Source organism: Kibdelosporangium philippinense (genome assembly GCF_021390435.2).
In the GTDB taxonomy this organism is placed as follows: Bacteria; Actinomycetota; Actinomycetes; order Mycobacteriales; family Pseudonocardiaceae; genus Kibdelosporangium; species Kibdelosporangium philippinense.
This window is the reverse complement of the sequence record NZ_JAJVCN010000003.1, coordinates 1,079,477-1,095,556: the sequence shown is the minus strand read 5'-3', so window position 1 is coordinate 1,095,556 and position 16,080 is coordinate 1,079,477. Positions and strand designations below refer to the sequence as shown.

Sequence of the window (16,080 nt, the reverse complement as noted above, 5' to 3'; positions counted from 1 at the left end):
CGGCGTTCCGGCGGCGACGCCAGAAACCGCCCCGATCCCGACTCTCATCGAACGGAGGCGGCGATACTCGACCTGACCGACGTGGATTCATCGCTTACCTCGTCGGCTGTGCGAGCAGGATCTGGGAACCAGGACGGACGCTTGCTTGGGAGATCAGGTCCGTGCCGTACCGCTCGGAGGGAACAGTCGCGAGGCTGGCTCCGGTGACGAACAGCGTTCCCGAGGTGTCGGCGTTGATCGTGACGATGTTGGTCAGCCGGTCCCACACCACGTCCGGCCCGGCCTTGATCTCGTTGGCGTGCGCGGCACGGGCCTTCGAGTAGTTCGCCAGCGTGCTCCAGTCCGGGCCCTTGAGCGGCACCTGGTAGAAGCTGCTGTACTGCTGGACGATCTCCTCGACCCAGTCGAAGAGCAGGCTCTTGCCGGGTGCGTAGTGATGCGCGTTGCCCTGGTGGAAGGTGTGTGCGTACACCGATCCGCTCAGCACGTGCGACAGGCCGACTTCGGCTTCGAGCGCAAGGATCTCCGGGTAGGTCAGGTCCCGAGGATGCGTTGGGAACTGGCCGTTCGGACCGTAGAGGCTGTTGTACAGATAGGTCTGCTCTGGCGGTGTGGTGACCTGGTAGCCGACGTTGACTGGCCAGTCCGGCACGACCGAGACCGCTGGCTCGAGCGGATGCGTGATCGAGCAGTTGAAGCACGGCGGCTGATGGCCTTCGAAGGACATGTTGCCGTGCAGGTACTTCACGCCGAGGTCCTTGGCGGCGCGCAGCAGCTCGCGGTTCGACCCGGTCAGCCCGAAGTCCTTCAGCGGGCCGTTCGGAGTGGTCGAGTACACGCCGAGCCCGGAGTAGCTGCCGGTCTTCAGGATCTCGGTTGGCACGACAAGCCGGCATCGCGCGCCACCGCGAGGTTGTCGCGGATCTCGGCGACGTTCTGGGCGTACGGCGTGAAGTCCATGGCCGGGTGGTGCATCGTGTGGTTGATCCACTGGAAGTTGTTGCCCTGGCAGCGCGAGAAGCTGCTCAGCGGGTCCGGAGTGTTGACCGCGCTGCACCGGGAGGGCGCGGTCGGCACGAACCGACCGCCGTTGTACGGGATGTTCAGATTGAACTCGTCGGCCAGCGGATACCGGTCACGCAGGGAGTTCTGCTGCGCATGCGTGGCGGAGACCTCGGGGCCGGACAGCCGGAAGCCTGGGTTGGTCTCCAGGCGGCCGTCGGGGTAGAGGTGCGCGGTGTAGTTGAACCAGTCGTCGACGTCCACGTTCAGCCAGTGCCGTTTCTCGCCGATGAAAACACCGTTCGTGGCCCAGCGGAGCAGCCCGTAGCCCAACAGGTCGGTGTGCACCTGGTGTTCGCCCGATGAGAACGTCAGCGCGGCACGCTGCCGCCCGTCCGAGGTCGTCGACGTCACGCCAAGCACGTCGTTGCCAAGAGTCAGCAGTGCCTGCGCTGAACAACCCGGCTGCAATCGTGAGCGGTAGGCGTATGACTCGGTGATTGGAATTCGCGCCGATGCCTTCAGATAGTCGAAGAACTGGGCGCCAGCTTGGGTCAAAGTCGCCTGAACGGGCGTGGTGATCGGGCCTTCACTGCCTTCCCGCAGGCAGTAGTCCTCCGGAAATGTGCCGTAGGACGTGTACAACGAGACCTGCCGGATCCCGTGTGTCCTTTCATAGGACCACAGGACCGACCATTCGGTCGAATCGAACGCGCTTGTTCCCTCACTGATGAGCGCGTTGTCAGTGAGCAGGACCGCGTTGTATTTGGCGGTGCCGTCATTGTTCACGAGCAGGTTCGCTCGAAGGGTGGTGTTCTTCGCGAGTATGACGTCGTATGGCTGGCCGATCTTGTCGAGCGTCGACTTCCATGTCGGCAGCCCGAAATCAGTCGCCGAACTGGCGATAACCAACACTCTCAGCGCCACTTTGGTTGTGGCGTTCACGTCGGCCTGAGATCTCGCGGCGGCACGTCCGACGGGCCCGTTGAGCACCGGCAGTTTCGGCGGCGCCGGTGCCTGCTTCGGTCTGGCGATAGCCGCTCGGATCAGCGGATGTTCGTGCGCGTGCCCCTCGTCCGGCGTGGCACTGCTCGGTGTGGCACTGCTCGACGGGGCGACGACGGAACCGGTCACTATTGCTGCTAACAGGACAGGCAGAACCCGTGTCCTGATCCTTTTCATGGACGGACCCCTCTAGTGCGTGGTTATTCGGGCATGACGGCATGGCGAGCGCGCCACTCGCGAGCGTGGAAGAGTTATTCCCGATAAGTGGAACAAGGCGCGGAAATGCTCAGCCGGACATGAGCCTCCCAGTTGCAGGGCGGGCAGCTAATGATCGAAAAGGGCGTGTCGGCATCTAGGGGTTCGTCACCGGATGTCCGGTTGTTACACGCAACAAGGAGGACTTTCCGGTCGATCATTGTCGATAACCGGATCATTGTCGGTGCAACAATTCGCGACGGGCGCTTTTGTGAGATTGGCACCCTTGGCCTACCCCGTCCGGGCGCTACCGAGTACGCCCGTACGGCGGTGCGCCGACTGAGGTGGATGGTCCACCAGATATCTCTCGGCCGAATGGGTAATAATTATGCCAACCAGCCGTTTTTCCGACTTGAAAAAAAGTGCTGACCAATTCTGTTCACCGGCAACTGGAAATGACGTTCGCCATCTGGTGCGATTGTGTTCCGCTGGGTGCGACGATCACTCACGGGCGAAGCGGTCGGTGGCGGCGATGATCGCCGCGGTCATATTGCCGCCGCCGTGACCGGTGTCGTCAAGGACCACGAGCTCGCTTCCAGGCCAGGCCCGATGCAGCGCCCAAGCTGTGCCGAGTGGACCGCTGACGTCGTAACGCCCGTGGATCAACACGGCAGGAATTCCGTGCAGCCGCCCGATGCCACGCATCAGCTGCCCCTCTTCCAGAAAGCAGCCGTTGGACCAGTAGTGGGTCACGAGGCGGGCGAAGGCCAGCTGAAACGCCGGGTCGGCGACTGACAGGGAGGGTGTCGCGTCGGGCGCCAGGGACATGTGCGTGTCCTCCCACTCACACCACGCTTGTGCGGCCTTGGCGCGGACCTCGGGGTCGGGATCGTGGAGCAGACGGCTGTAGGCGGCAGACAGGTCGCCGTCGCGTTCGGCAGGGGGCACGCCGTCGCGGAACCGTTCCCACTCGCGCGGGAAAACGCGGCCCATGTCACGAGTGATCCAGTCAGTGTCGCGGCGGTCGCCGTTGGTCACAGCCGCGAGCACCAATTCAGTCACCCGCTCGGGATATGCCTGCGCGTAGGCGAGGGCGAGTGTGACGCCCCACGAGCCACCCCATACCAGCCAGCGTTCGATTCCCAGGTGGACCCGCAGCGCCTCGATGTCGGCGATGAGGTGCTGCGTGGTGTTCGCCGACAGATCGACGACCGGATCGGTCGCCGAAGGGGTGCTGCGCCCGGAGTTGCGTTGGTCGAACAGGACCACGCGGTAACGGTTCGGGTCGAACAGGTTCCGAGTTCTCGGAGAGCTCCCGGATCCGGGACCGCCGTGCAGCGTGACCGCCGGTTTGCCGTCGGGGTTGCCCGACACCTCCCAATACAGCGAATGACCGTCGCCGACGTCCAGCATGCCTGACTCGTGCCCCGCCATACGGGCATCATCTCGTGGCGGGCTGGGGTGATCAACTCCGCAGGTCAGGGGTGTCGCTGCGGGGATTGTCGGTGGGCCGTGCTTCCATCGTGAGGTGGTGACGAAGTCCGCGCCGCTCCTAGTCCGGGCCCCGCACCACCCTCGCGAAAGCCTGAGCTGGGAAGATGCGGCCACCCAGCTGATCGAGGGTGGCGCAGGCGGTTTTTGTCGTGTCCTTGGCGGCCCAGGCACCGGCAAAACAACCCTCCTGGCGGAACTCGCGGCCAAGCGCATAGCGGACGGCGTCGACCCAGAGAACATCCTGATCCTCACCGCGAGCAGGCGTGCGGCAACCGCGGTCAGGACGCACATCACGAGCCTGCTGACCGACGGCGGAATGCGCACGGCCCGTGAACCCCTGGTGCGCACGGTCCACTCGTATGCCTTCGCTGTCCTCAGGTTGCGGGCGTCGCTCAGAGATGAGCCGGGGCCGAGGCTGTTGAGCGGGCCGGAGCAAGACGCGGTCGTGCGCGACCTGCTCGAAGGTGACTTGGAAAAGGGCGCGCCGAGGTGGCCGAAGCGGCTCCGCCCGGCGCTCGCCATCCCGGGTTTCGCCGACGAGCTGCGAGACCTGCTGCTCAGGGCGGCCGAACGAGGCGTCGGCCCGCAAGACCTGGCGGCACTTGGGCGTCAGTACGGGCGGGACGAATGGGTTGCGGCAGGCAGGTTCGGCGTGCAATACGAGCAGGTCACTCTGCTCGCGGGCGCGGCGGACACCGGTGTGGCACAGGCGAGCGGGCCCGCGCTGGACGCGGCCGAGCTGGTGGACAGCGCGTTGGTCGCGTTCGAAACCGACGCGGAGTTGCTCGATCAGGAACGCGCGCGGGTTCGTCACCTCTATGTCGACGACGCCCAGCATCTCGATCCGCTGCAGTTCCAACTCGCGACCACGTTGGCCGAAGGATCGGCTGAGTTCGTCCTTGCGGGCGATCCGGACCAAGCGATCTTTTCCTTCCGTGGGGCCGACCCCAGGCTGCTGACCGACGCGGATCCCGGTGGCCACAACACAATCGTTCTCACCACGGGCTACCGGATGGCCACTCAGATCCGGGAGGCCGTTGGACGCCTGGCCGGGCGGTTGCCTGGAGCTGGGCCGCAACGTCAGGTCCGGGAAGGCGAGAACGTGCCACGCGACGGCAACGTGGCGCTACGCCTGCATCCGTCGGCCGCCGCCGAGGCCAGCTGGGTCGCGGATCAGCTGCGGCGGGCCCATCTGATCGACGAGGTCCCTTGGTCGGAAATGGCTGTGGTCGTACGGTCCGCGACGCGATCCATTCCGGTGCTGTATCGAGCGTTGGCCGCGGCTGGTGTGCCCGTCGCTATCCCGACCGACGAGGTGCCGTTGGCCCAGCAGCCAGCGGTACGGCCTTTCCTCGCGTTGCTGGAGTGCGCGGCGGACCGTTCTGCGTTGGATCCGGACGTGACGGCCATGTTGCTGTCGTCGTCACTCGGCGGGGCGGACCCGATGGCGTTGCGGCGGCTCAGGCGAGGGCTGCGACGGCTGGAGATGGTCGCTGGCGGGGACCGTTCCAGTGATGAGCTGCTTGTCGAGGCGCTCGATACATACGACAAGCTGGCCGCGCTGGAGGACGCTGAAGCCGCGCCACTGCGTCGCGTGGCCGCGTTGCTCGCCGGAGCGCGTAAGGCCATCGCCGATGGCGCGGGTGTCGAGCAGGTGTTGTGGGGCGTCTGGCAAGGCAGCGGGTTGGAGCGCCGCTGGGTCGCGCAGGCAGAACGCGGTGGAACCGCTGGTAAACAAGCGGATCGCGACCTCGACGCGATCGTCGCCCTGTTCCACGCGGCCGCGAAGTACGCCGACCGGTTGCCTGGCGCAGGTGTCGCGAGGTTCGCGGATTACCTTTCGGCGCAACAGATCGCGGGTGACACGCTCGCGCAGAAGGCGCCCATCGGTGAGTCTGTCGCGTTGCTCACCGCGCATGCGGCCGCCGGGCGCGAGTGGACGGTCGTTGCCGTACCCGGCGTGCAGGAGGGAGCGTGGCCAGACCTACGGCTGCGCGGCTCGCTGCTGGGCGTCGAGCAGATGGTGGATGTCCTCAATGGCGCGGACCCCTATGAATACGTGTCGATGACCGCGCCACTGCTGGCTGAAGAGCGCCGCTTGTTCATGGTTGCCGCCAGCCGGGCGCGTTGGCGGCTGTTGGTCAGCGCGATCCGTGGCGAAGAGGAACAGCCATCCCGGTTCCTCGGCGAACTGGCCGAGTTCGAAGACGAGGAACTCGCGTTCGTCTCGCTGTCCGGAACGAGGTCACTCGTGCTGGCAGACCTTGTCGGCGAGCTCCGCAAAGTGATCTGTGACGGCGAAGAATCCGCGCCCCGCCGCACCCGAGCCGCACAGCAGCTGGCCAGGTTGGCCGAGGCCGGAGTTCCTGGCGCGCACCCGGACTCGTGGTACGGCCTCGCCGAGTTGTCCAGCGCCGAGGCCCTGCGCGAGAAGACCGAACCGGTCAAGGTCTCACCGTCCACAGTGGACGTATTAGCCAAGTGTCCGCTGCGCTGGGTGGTCGAACGACACGGCGGCCAAGACCCCGTCGAACTGCACGTGATCACCGGAACACTGGTGCACGCCCTGGCGCAGGCAGCCGCCGAGGGCGCGAACGAGAGAGAACTGCGCGCCCAGCTCGACGAAGCCTGGAAGCAGGTCGACGCTGGCGCGCCCTGGTACTCCAAGCGCGAACAGCAACGCGTGCACGGCATGCTCGACACGTTCCTGAGCTGGCTGACCGGCAGCCGTTCGCAGCTCACGCAGGTCGCCATCGAACAGGACGTCAGCGTGGACCTGCCGCAGGAGGAGGACGGGCCGCTGATCAGGCTGCGCGGGCGGGTCGACCGCCTCGAATCCGATCCGGACAAACGCCCGGTCGTGATCGACATCAAGAGCGGCAAAACCCCGGTGAGCAAGGACGACGCCGCCCAACACCCACAGCTCGCGGTCTACCAGTTGGCCGCCGCGTACGGCGCGTTCGCGAGGCTCGGCCTGGACACGTCGCCTGGCGGCGCGCGGTTGGTCTTCGTGGCGAAAAAAGACCGCAAGACCGGCGCGGCGGAACGCGTGCAGGATCCGGTGGAGGGGGAAGCTGTCCAGGAGTGGCTGACGGTCGTGCGCAAGGCTGCGGCCGACAGCATCGGCCCGGACTACGACGCACGAGAGAACCCCGACTGTCCCCGCTGTCCAGCCAAGACCAGTTGCCCGCTGCACCCGGCAGGCCGGCAGGTGACGGAATGACCGCATACATGTCCCGGAGCCGACCGCACTTACCGGCGTGACCTTCTCCCTAGCAGGGGCGCGCCGGTCCGGCTGAGGAGGTGCGCTGGTCATGTGGTCTGGTCACGGAGTCATCGATGCGCGTTTGCCGATGTAGGGTCGGGTCGCTGTGAACGACCGGATGACCCCTAGGCAGCTGGCCTCCGCTCTGGGCCTGCCTGCCCCGACCGACGAGCAGGCGACCGTGATCGCGGCGCCCGCGGCGCCCGCGCTGGTCGTCGCGGGTGCGGGCGCGGGCAAGACCGAGACGATGGCCGGGCGCGTGGTGTGGCTGGTCGCCAACGGTCTGGTCGTGCCCGAGCGCATCCTCGGGTTGACGTTCACGCGTAAAGCCGCCCGTCAACTGGCCGACCGCGTCCGTGCCCGGCTGCGCAGGCTCGCGGGCTCGGGCGTGCTGGAAAGGCTCGATCCCAGCGGCGAACGCAAAGCCGCCGTGATCACGGGCGAACCGACCATCCTTACCTACCACGCCTACGCGGGCCGCCTGGTCGGCGAGCACGGCCTCAGGCTGCCCGTCGAACCCGCGGCACGGCTGCTCACCGAGACCTCGTCATGGCAGCTGGCACACCGCCTGGTCAGCACGTGGACGCACGACCTCGACACCGACCGCGTCCCGGCGACGATCACGAAATACCTGCTCGACCTGGCCGGGGAAATCGGCGAGCACCTCGTCGACGAGGACAAACTCGCCGAGCACGCCGAACGGCTCTGCCAGATCATCGAGAGCGCGCCGCGCGGACCGCGCCAAGCCGCGGAACCCTCCCAGAAGCTGAAAGAGATCATTGCGGCGCAACGGTTCCGCGTCGCGTTGCTGCCGATGGTCAAGGCGTACGCCGAGCGCAAGCGCCGGGATGGCGTCCTGGACTTCGCCGACCAGATGGCCATGGCGGCGCGGCTCGCGCGTGACCACGCAGAGGTCGTGAAGGGCGAACGCAGCAGGTACGGCGCCGTGCTGCTCGACGAATACCAGGACACCGGGCACGCGCAGCGCATCCTGCTGCGATCGCTGTACGGCCAGGACGACCCGATGCCGGTCACCGCTGTGGGTGACCCCGCACAGGCGATTTACGGCTGGCGCGGCGCGAGCGCGGCGAACCTGCCCCGGTTCACCACGGACTTCCCGAACGAGGACAAGAGCCCAGCCACCCGCTATGGCCTGCTCACGAGTTTCCGTAACCCGCCTGAAGTGCTGAAACTCGCGAACGTCATCTCCGATCCGCTGCGCCGATCCGGCCTTGAGGTCGACGAGTTGCGCGCGCGTGACGGCGCGCCCGAAGGCGACGTGCACTGCGCGCTGTTCCCGGACGTCCATGCCGAGCTGGAATGGCTCGCGGACGCGGTCGCGTCGAGGTGGCGAGCGAAGGTCGAAAGCGAAGGCAAACCGCCCACAGCCTCGGTTTTGGTGCGTAGGCGTGCGGACATGGCCGACATCGCGACCGCCCTGCGCACGCGTGGTCTGCCAGTCGAGGTCGTCGGACTCGGTGGGCTGCTTGACGAACCGGAAGTCCGGGACCTGGTCAGCACTCTGCGTGTGCTCGTCGACCCGCTCGCGGGCACAGCCGCGACGCGCCTGCTGACGGGTTCGCGCTGGCGGCTGTCCGCGGCGGACCTGGCCGCGTTGTGGCGGCGTGCGACCGAACTGGCTGGTCTGCATGCTCCCGACCAGGTGGATCCGCTGCTCGGCGCGGTGCCGGGGGAACGCGCCGAGCAGGCCGGACTCGTCGACGCGTTGGACGACCCCGGTGACCCGAAGCGGTACTCGACCGAGGGCTACAACCGCATCCGTGGCCTCGGCGGGGAACTCACGCACCTTCGGCGCAGGCTCGACCAGTCGTTGCCCGAACTGGTCGCGGACGTCGAACGGACCATGCAGCTGGACATCGAAGCCTCGGCGCGGCCGGGGCCGATTTCCCGGGTGCACCTCGATGCTTTCGCCGACGTCGTCGCGGATTACGCCCAGCACAGCCCGTCGGCCAGCCTGATGTCCTTTTTGGACTATCTGTCCGCGGCGGAGGATGCCGAAGATGGCCTGGAACCCGGCGAGGTCGAGGTCGCCGAGGACCGCGTGCAGGTACTGACCGTCCACTCCGCGAAAGGCCTTGAGTGGGAAGTGGTCGCGATCCCGCACGTTGTGACGGACGTGTTTCCCTCCAAGCGTCGGGGTTCGAGCTGGCTGCGTGCGGTGACCGAACTGCCAGCCGCACTTCGGGGTGACGCGCAGGACCTGCCTGACCTCAGGCTTTCCGGCGACATGAACCGCAAAGAAGTCGAGGAAGCCCTGGCGCTGCACAACGAGGGTTTCGCCGAGCGCGCGTTGACCGAGGAACGGCGCCTGTTCTATGTGGCGCTGACTCGCTCCGAACGCAGCCTGCTGGTTTCCGGGCACTGGTGGGGCCGGACCAGCACGAAACCGAAGGGGCCGTCGGAGTTCCTCACCGAACTGTCCGAAGTAGACGTCGCAACCGTCGACCACTGGGCGCCCGCGCCGCCAGAGGACGAAGAGAACCCGATCGCCAACGCCGCACGGAGCGCGCGGTGGCCGATCGATCCGCTGGGCAAACGCCGTCAGGACGTGCTCGACGGCGCCGACCAGGTCCGCGCCGAGCTGGCGAAACTGAAGCGCGGCAAACCGCCTGACGAGGACCAGCTGCTGCTCCCGCTGGAAGACGAAGACCCCGACGGCTGGAAGCGCGACACGGACGTGCTGCTCGCCGAACGCGCGGCGGCCATGAACAAACGAGAGAAAATTGCCCTGCCAAGCCAGCTTTCGGTGAGTCAGCTCGTCGAACTGGCCGCCGACCCGGACGCGCTGGCCCGCAGGCTGCGCCGTCCGTTGCCGTTCCCGCCCAACCCGGTGGTCCGAAGGGGTACCGCGTTCCACACGTGGCTGGAGCGGCGGTTCGGTTCCGGACGGCTTCTTGACCTCGACGAACTGCCCGGCGCCGCCGACGACAACGCGGCCGCCGACGAGGACCTGGAGACGATGCGCGCCGCGTTCCTGTCCAGCGCGTGGGCCGACCGTTTCCCGCACGAGGTCGAGGTGCCGTTCACGTGCGACGTGGACGGTCTGTCCGTACGCGGACGAATGGACGCCGTATACGCAGATGACGACGGCGGTTGGACGGTCGTGGACTGGAAGACCGGACGCGTCCCCGACGCGGCACACCTACCCGCGTTGGCCGTGCAGCTGGCCGCCTACCGGTTGGCGTGGGCACAGCTCGCCAACGTTCCAGTCGACCGTGTCCGCGCGGCCTTCCACTACGTACGCGACGACCACACGCTACGGCCCGCGGACCTGCTGGACCTCGACGGACTGAAGGAGCTCGTACGCTCAGTCCCGTCGGTCACGGACGCGTAGCGCCCACTTGACCAGCGGCCATTGCAGCGGCAACCGGGCAATCGCGACAAGCCGGGACTGCGTCGTCTTCGCGTCTAGCGCCATCTGCACGTTGCCGGGGAACACGGCCACGAACAGCATCGCCGCCAGCAGACCGCCGAGCCGTCGCGTCTTGGGGATCGCGATCAGCAGCGCCGTTCCGAGCTCGCCGGCGCCGGACACGTATGTCCAGGTCCGGGCGTTGCCGGGGAGCGCCTTCGGAATGATCCGGTCGAACGGGCGCGGCACGAGGAAGTGCAGCGTGCCCATGGTGCCGAGCATCGCAGCGAGGAGGATCGCGCGCCGGGATTCGGTCATACGGGTGACCCTACTCGTCAGTAGGGCGACGTACGAGCCAGTGCCCGAACCCGCGAACGCTAGTCTGCCGCACGTTGGCGTCCCACTGGGGAGTGTGCACATGATGAGGCGGCTGCTGGCCACCGACCGGCTCACCGACCGGCCCGACCATTCGCTCGTCGGGGTCATCCGGATCCCGGAGGGCACGGTCAGCCCGGTCACGTCGATCGTGCGCAGGGTGATCGGGGCGATCCTCGCACTCGTGATCGCGGTCGTGATCGTCTACCTGGACCGCGACGGCTACCGGGACGTCAACGAGGACGGGCTGTCGCTGCTCGACGCGATCTACTACGCCACGGTCTCGCTGTCGACCACCGGCTACGGCGACATCACGCCGGTCAGCCCCTCGGCGCGACTGATCAACGTCCTGGTGATCACACCACTGCGCGTGCTGTTCCTGATCGTGCTGGTCGGCACCACCCTCGCGGTGCTGACGGAACGGTCCCGGCAGGCTTTCAAGATCCAAGTGTGGAGGAAAAAAGTGCGGGACCACGTGGTGGTGATCGGGTTCGGCACGAAAGGCCGGTCCGCGGTCAGCGCGGTGATGACGGACGGCATGAAACCCGGCCAGATCGTCGTCGTGGACACTGACCAGAATTCGTTGGACGCCGCGTCCGCGCTCGGCCTGGTGACCGTGCACGGTTCCGGCACACGGTCGGACGTCTTGCGAGTAGCCGGCGTCGATCGGGCGCGAGCGGTGGTCGTGGCCGCGAACCGGGACGACTCGGCCGTGCTGATCACGTTGACCGCACGGGAAATGGCGCCAAAGGCCCAGATCGTGTCGGCCGTGCGTGAGGCGGAGAACGTGCACCTGCTGCGCCAGTCCGGCGCGGATTCCGTTGTGGTGTCGAGCGAAACGGCCGGTCGCCTGCTCGGCATGGCCACGCACACACCGTCCGTCGTGGACATGGTCGAAGACCTGATCACGCCGGACAGCGGACTCGCCATCGCCGAGCGTGACGTCGAACCTGGCGAGGTCGGCGGCTCGCCGCGGCACCTCAGCGACATCGTGCTGGGCGTGGTGCGCGGAAAGAAGCTCTATCGCGTCGACTCCGCTGAGGCAGACGCGATCGAGGAAGGCGACCGGCTGCTGTACGTCCGCAAGGTCACGCCACCCGACGGCGGCGAGGACGTCGGCGTCTAGACGCTGCGAAGGACGGAGACGACCGTGCCGAGGATGACCGCGCGGTCGCCGTCGATGACCTCGTACGCCGGGTTGCGCGGCTCGAGGTACACGTGGCCGTTGCGCTTGCGGTACACCTTCACGGTCGCTTCCTCGTCGATCATCGCTGCGACGATCTGCCCGGAGTGCGCTTCGGACTGCTGCTTCACCACCACGATGTCGCCGTCGCAGATAGCCGCTTCGATCATGGAATCACCGCGGACCCTCAGGCCGAACACGTTGCCGCGCCCGGTCAAATGCCTCGGCAACGTCAGAACGTCGTCCACGTGTTGCTCGGCCGCGATCGGGACACCGGCCGCGATGTCACCGACCACCGGGACCGGGACCGAGTCGCCGTCCTGCGTCGGGGACTCGGCCAGGAACATCCGGACGTCGATCGGGCGGGAAACCGAGGCACTGCGCCGGAGAAACCCTTTGTCTTCCAGTGCCGTGAGGTGTTTGGACACCGACGAACTCGACCGCAGGCCGACCGCTTCGCCGATTTCCCTTGTGCTGGGGGAGTAGCCGTTTCGCTGAACCCAGTCCTGGATGGCCGCGAGGATCTGCTGCTGGCGCAGTGGCAGTTCGGATGCGTCGAGGTGGTCGAAGACGTCGGTCACCCGGTAAATCGTAGAGGCAGCCGGTGGGAAAGCGCGGGAAGGCGCCCCGAAGGCAGGATATGGAGGTGGCCGGAGCGGCGATTTCGCGATGCGGGAATGGGGATTTCATGGTGCCGCAGCGGTGGACACGGTGTGCTGGAACGGTGGACACGGTGTGCCGCAGTGGTGGACACGGTGTGCTGGAACGGTGGACACGCCGTGTTGGAATGGTGGACACGCGGGGGTGGGATTACTGGGGCGTGACAGCGAAACGGGGTTCTGAGACCATGCTTTCTTGTGGTCTGACCTCATCCTGCTTGTGCGGGCCCGCCCGGACGCGGTCCGGTTTGCCGTCGTCGTACTGCTTGGGATTTTTGTCAGCCTGACGCTGTGGTTATCGGCGCCCGGCCTGTTCGGGCTGGTCACGGATGCGCCGAATGCCACGAAGATCACCGCGCGGGTCGTGCACGGCGTCGGCTGTGCCGCTCCCGGCGCAGGGGAGATCGTCACGTTCGTCCACGATGGAACGGAACATCAGGCCAAATTGGACGCCTGCGGCCATCAGCCGGGCGAGCCGGTCCAGGTCGCTGTTCCCGCTGAGGTCCAAGTCGATATGACGGTCCACGCCGCCGAGGCAGCCACCGGCCAGAGCGACGCGCGCAGGCCGGTGGCGTACCTCCTGTTCCTCTTAGCCTGCTTGGCAGGCGGCGGCTTTTCCTACCTGTACGGCAAACTCAGCTGACGCTCGTCGCGGATGCCGCGTAGGTGTTGCACTGGTACGTACGGTTCTTCTCGTAACCGTGCTTGAGCCAAGCGCCGAAGTTCTGGCGTTTCCCGTGCTGACGGGGCCGGCTCGGGTAGTTGTCGTCGCCGCGTTGGTAGCCGTCCGCCAGCATGTCACGCACGAGCGCGTCGGTGATCGAGCCTTTGCCGTTCCACGCCCCCGCGAACCACATTCCGTTGTAGCAGTTCGCCTGCAGCTCAAGGCGCCGGGAGAGCTCAAGGCCTGCCGCGCTGTCCGGGCCGAGTTCGTAGGCCTGCTGGTGCGATGCCCGCATCAGGCCGCTCATCGACTGGATGTGGTGACCGAACTCGTGCGCGAAGATCCCAAGGTAGACGCCTGGCTTGTTCCCGTACTGCTTGGTAGCCAGACCCTCGAACGGCATGTAGATCGCGACATCCGGCGGGCAGTAGAACGCGGATGCCTCTCCCTCGTTGACATCGCCGCAGCCGCTCGTCCACCGTTTCCCGCTTGGGAAGATCACTCGCGGCCGTTCGTACGGCAGGCCGGCGCGTTGCATCACCGGCGCCCACGCGGCTTCCATACACGGCAGCGCGGCCATGAAGAACGCTTGCGCGGCCGCCGGAGTGCTCTGCCACTTCGGCAGGTTGCACGTCACGACGTTCGTGCCGTTCTCGCCGTTGTTGATCGGGTTGTCCTTCGTCTTGAGCACCGGCCGTGGCCCGCTTGGAGTGCTCGTGGTTGTCCGGGTAGGAGTAGTGCGGGACGTGGACGAGCCCAACGAAGGCGCTTGTGTCGGCGTGACGGCCTCACTGGTCGGAATCGGGTCGTACGTGACGGACGGCGCTGTCGTGCCGTAGCCGGAATCGGCGACGCTCGATGACTTCTTGTCGTCGAGCGCAACCAGGACCGCGACCAACGCGCCGACCAACGCAACCACGGCGACCAACGTGACAGTCACGATCGTGCCCGTATTGGACTTACGCGGCGGCAACGACGGCGGCATGTGCCATTGCGGCGCGGGCGGACGGTAGCCCGGTGGCGGATAACCAGGTCCGGGCATGGGCGGCCGGGGCTGGTACATCGGTGGCGCGGGCATCGCCCTCGGTGGCGGTGCGACCGGGCGAGGCGGCGGGAACCTGGGTGGCTGGTATCCAGGACCAGGTCCGTACGGCGGTTGGGTCACGTTCTCCCCCTGAATTGTTCTCAACCGCGCGTGAGCATAGGCGCGCTCCGCTATCGTCCGCAGGCGTGTTGACGAATTGGGGGGTGGCGGCCGCTGGCCTGGTCGCCGCTATTGGGCTGTCAGTCGGGCAACCGCCGCCGTCGATCCCGGACATCCCGATCATTCCCGAGCCGAGCGGGCCGGTCCAGCCACCGTCCACTTCGGACTCGGATGGCGACCGTGATCCGGCGATCGAGTTCCCGACGCGCACTCAGCTTCAGCTCAAAGTGGAGCGTGACGGGCTGCTGACGGTCGAGGAGACGATCACCGTCAAGACCGGCGAGAAGCTCAACCGCCGTTCCCCGCTGCGGATCAAGATCGACGACAACCGCGACCGCGTCTTCGTCGTGCGCGACCCCAAGCTCGAAGGCAACGGCACCGCGCAGGCGACGGACGACGAGTTCGTCGTGTCGGTCGGCGAAGGCAAGTCCGTGCTGCGCTACCAGGTCGAGGGCACGGTCATCGACCGCGGCGACCGTCAGGAAGTGCGCTGGCAGCTCGCGGCGGGCTGGGACGCCAAGCTCGGACTGCTGCGCGCGACCTTCGTGGCGCCGGAGATCGCGCTCAGCGTGCGCAGCTTCTGCGGGCCGTTCGGGTCGAACGAGCCGTGCAAGAGCGCCAGGAGCAACCAGAGCGGCATCACGCGAGTCGACGCGCAGAACCTCAACGCAGGCGACCGCGTCGACCTGGCAGTCGAACTGCCAGGGGGAACCGTGCCCGCGAACGCCAGGTTCGCTGAGCCGTTGTCGGTGGGCGGGCCGTTCGCGCTTACCACGTTCTCCGGCTTCGGGTTGCTCGGGCTGACTGTGTTGCTGCTTGGCGGGATCGTGCTGCTGTGGGTGGCTCGCGGACGGGACGCCAAAGTGCTGGCGACCGAGGTCGGACCGGTCGACGTCCTCGTGCGTGACGACCAAGGCGTGGCCTTCGCTTCACCCGATGGTGTACTTCCCGGCCAGATCGGCACGGTCACCGACGAACGCGTCGACCCGATCGACATCACCGCGACCGTCCTTGACCTCGCGGTCCGCAACTACTTGTGGATTCAGGAAATCAGCCAGAACGACTGGCAGATCATGCGCCGCAACCCGGCCGACGACTCGCTGACCGCCTACGAGCGCGCGGTGTACGAAGCCATCCCTGAGCAAGGCAGCACAGTGTCCACACTGGCCGTCGACAAGAACCGGATCCGGTCGGCGCTGTACGCCGACGTCGTCGACCGCCAGTGGTTCAAGCGACGCCCGGACCGTGACCGCAGCCTGTGGCTGTGGATCGGTCTCGGGCTCGCCGTCGCAGGTGCTGCACTGACCGCAGTGCTCGCGTTCACGGTCGGTAACGCGTTGCTTGGCCTCGCGCTCGTTATCGCAGGTGTCGCCCTCGCGCTGGGTGCACGGCTGATGCCTGCGCGTACCAAGCGTGGCAGCGTGCTGCTGGCACAGGTGCGTAGTCTCCGCGGTTACTTGCAGTCAGCGACGCCGTCGAGCATCCCGGAGAACGACCGTGAGCTGGTGTTCTCACGCTCGCTGCCGTACGCGGTCGTGCTCGGTGAGTCGCCCCGATGGCTCGAAGCGTTTGGCTCATCGGGCGAGCTCTACTGGTTCAGCGGTGGGCGAAACCTGCCTGGCTTCATCACGGCGATGGACCGCGCGCTGGCCAAGTAGGCT

The 16,080-nt window shown here is 66.9% G+C and carries 11 protein-coding genes; 5 read left to right on the top strand and 6 right to left on the bottom strand.

Annotated elements, in window-relative coordinates; all coding sequences use genetic code 11:
* Nucleotides 1-94 precede the first annotated feature (94 nt).
* The 3 genes from LWC34_RS37030 to pip all read right to left on the bottom strand — a co-directional run bounded on the left by LWC34_RS37030 (nucleotide 95) and on the right by pip (nucleotide 3,636).
* On the bottom strand, nucleotides 95-883 hold the full coding sequence (locus tag LWC34_RS37030; protein WP_233729890.1) for a hypothetical protein: 789 nt from the start codon (nucleotides 881-883) through the stop codon (nucleotides 95-97).
* Nucleotides 865-2,136: an Agd3-related carbohydrate-binding protein gene (locus LWC34_RS37025; protein WP_233729889.1), complete on the bottom strand. Its 1,272-nt coding sequence runs from the start codon at nucleotides 2,134-2,136 to the stop codon at nucleotides 865-867. Before LWC34_RS37025 ends, LWC34_RS37030 begins: the two co-directional genes overlap by 19 nt.
* Nucleotides 2,137-2,703: 567 nt before the next feature.
* Entirely contained in the window at nucleotides 2,704-3,636 is a 933-nt protein-coding gene (pip, locus tag LWC34_RS37020; RefSeq protein ID WP_233729888.1) for a prolyl aminopeptidase, read from the bottom strand.
* Between the two features lie 94 nt (nucleotides 3,637-3,730).
* On the opposite strand from pip, the gene LWC34_RS37015 reads away from it, so the two are divergent.
* Both LWC34_RS37015 and LWC34_RS37010 read left to right on the top strand, forming a co-directional pair.
* A complete protein-coding gene (locus LWC34_RS37015) occupies nucleotides 3,731-6,919 on the top strand; it encodes an ATP-dependent helicase (protein WP_372496699.1) in 3,189 nt (1,062 codons plus the stop codon).
* A gap of 160 nt (nucleotides 6,920-7,079) precedes the next feature.
* Nucleotides 7,080-10,316, top strand: a complete 3,237-nt coding sequence (locus tag LWC34_RS37010; protein WP_235730291.1) for an ATP-dependent helicase — start codon at nucleotides 7,080-7,082, stop codon at nucleotides 10,314-10,316.
* Here LWC34_RS37010 and LWC34_RS37005 read toward each other — a convergent pair.
* Complete coding sequence (locus LWC34_RS37005; protein ID WP_233729886.1) at nucleotides 10,290-10,652, bottom strand: DoxX family protein; 363 nt, start codon at nucleotides 10,650-10,652, stop codon at nucleotides 10,290-10,292. The genes LWC34_RS37010 and LWC34_RS37005 overlap by 27 nt on opposite strands.
* 100 nt (nucleotides 10,653-10,752) lie before the next feature.
* Here LWC34_RS37005 and LWC34_RS37000 point away from each other — a divergent pair, with 100 nt between their 5' ends.
* Entirely contained in the window at nucleotides 10,753-11,835 is a 1,083-nt protein-coding gene (locus tag LWC34_RS37000; RefSeq protein WP_233729885.1) for a potassium channel family protein, read from the top strand.
* On the opposite strand, the gene lexA is transcribed toward LWC34_RS37000, so the two are convergent.
* Complete coding sequence (lexA, locus tag LWC34_RS36995; RefSeq protein ID WP_372496750.1) at nucleotides 11,832-12,482, bottom strand: transcriptional repressor LexA; 651 nt, start codon at nucleotides 12,480-12,482, stop codon at nucleotides 11,832-11,834. The two genes, LWC34_RS37000 and lexA, sit on opposite strands and share 4 nt — an antisense overlap.
* A 265-nt stretch (nucleotides 12,483-12,747) precedes the next feature.
* Between lexA and LWC34_RS36990 the strand changes: the two genes are divergently transcribed.
* Nucleotides 12,748-13,194 carry a hypothetical protein gene (locus LWC34_RS36990; RefSeq protein ID WP_233729883.1) on the top strand — a complete coding sequence of 149 codons (447 nt, stop codon included), beginning with the start codon at nucleotides 12,748-12,750 and terminating at the stop codon, nucleotides 13,192-13,194.
* On the opposite strand, the gene LWC34_RS36985 is transcribed toward LWC34_RS36990, so the two are convergent.
* Complete coding sequence (locus LWC34_RS36985) at nucleotides 13,187-14,380, bottom strand: neutral zinc metallopeptidase (RefSeq protein ID WP_233729882.1); 1,194 nt, start codon at nucleotides 14,378-14,380, stop codon at nucleotides 13,187-13,189. The two genes, LWC34_RS36990 and LWC34_RS36985, sit on opposite strands and share 8 nt — an antisense overlap.
* Nucleotides 14,381-14,445: 65 nt before the next feature.
* On the opposite strand from LWC34_RS36985, the gene LWC34_RS36980 reads away from it, so the two are divergent.
* Nucleotides 14,446-16,077: a DUF2207 domain-containing protein gene (locus LWC34_RS36980; RefSeq protein WP_233729881.1), complete on the top strand. Its 1,632-nt coding sequence runs from the start codon at nucleotides 14,446-14,448 to the stop codon at nucleotides 16,075-16,077.
* The last annotated feature ends 3 nt before the right edge of the window (nucleotides 16,078-16,080 follow it).

Excerpts from the sequence above, each read along its gene's own strand:
- pip (WP_233729888.1), bottom strand. The coding sequence starts at position 3,636 with ATGGCGGGGCACGAGTCAGGCATGCTGGACGTCGGCGACGGTCATTCG.
- LWC34_RS37010 (WP_235730291.1), top strand. The coding sequence starts at position 7,080 with ATGACCCCTAGGCAGCTGGCCTCCGCTCTGGGCCTGCCTGCCCCGACC.
- LWC34_RS37005 (WP_233729886.1), bottom strand. The coding sequence starts at position 10,652 with ATGACCGAATCCCGGCGCGCGATCCTCCTCGCTGCGATGCTCGGCACC.
- LWC34_RS37000 (WP_233729885.1), top strand. The coding sequence starts at position 10,753 with ATGATGAGGCGGCTGCTGGCCACCGACCGGCTCACCGACCGGCCCGAC.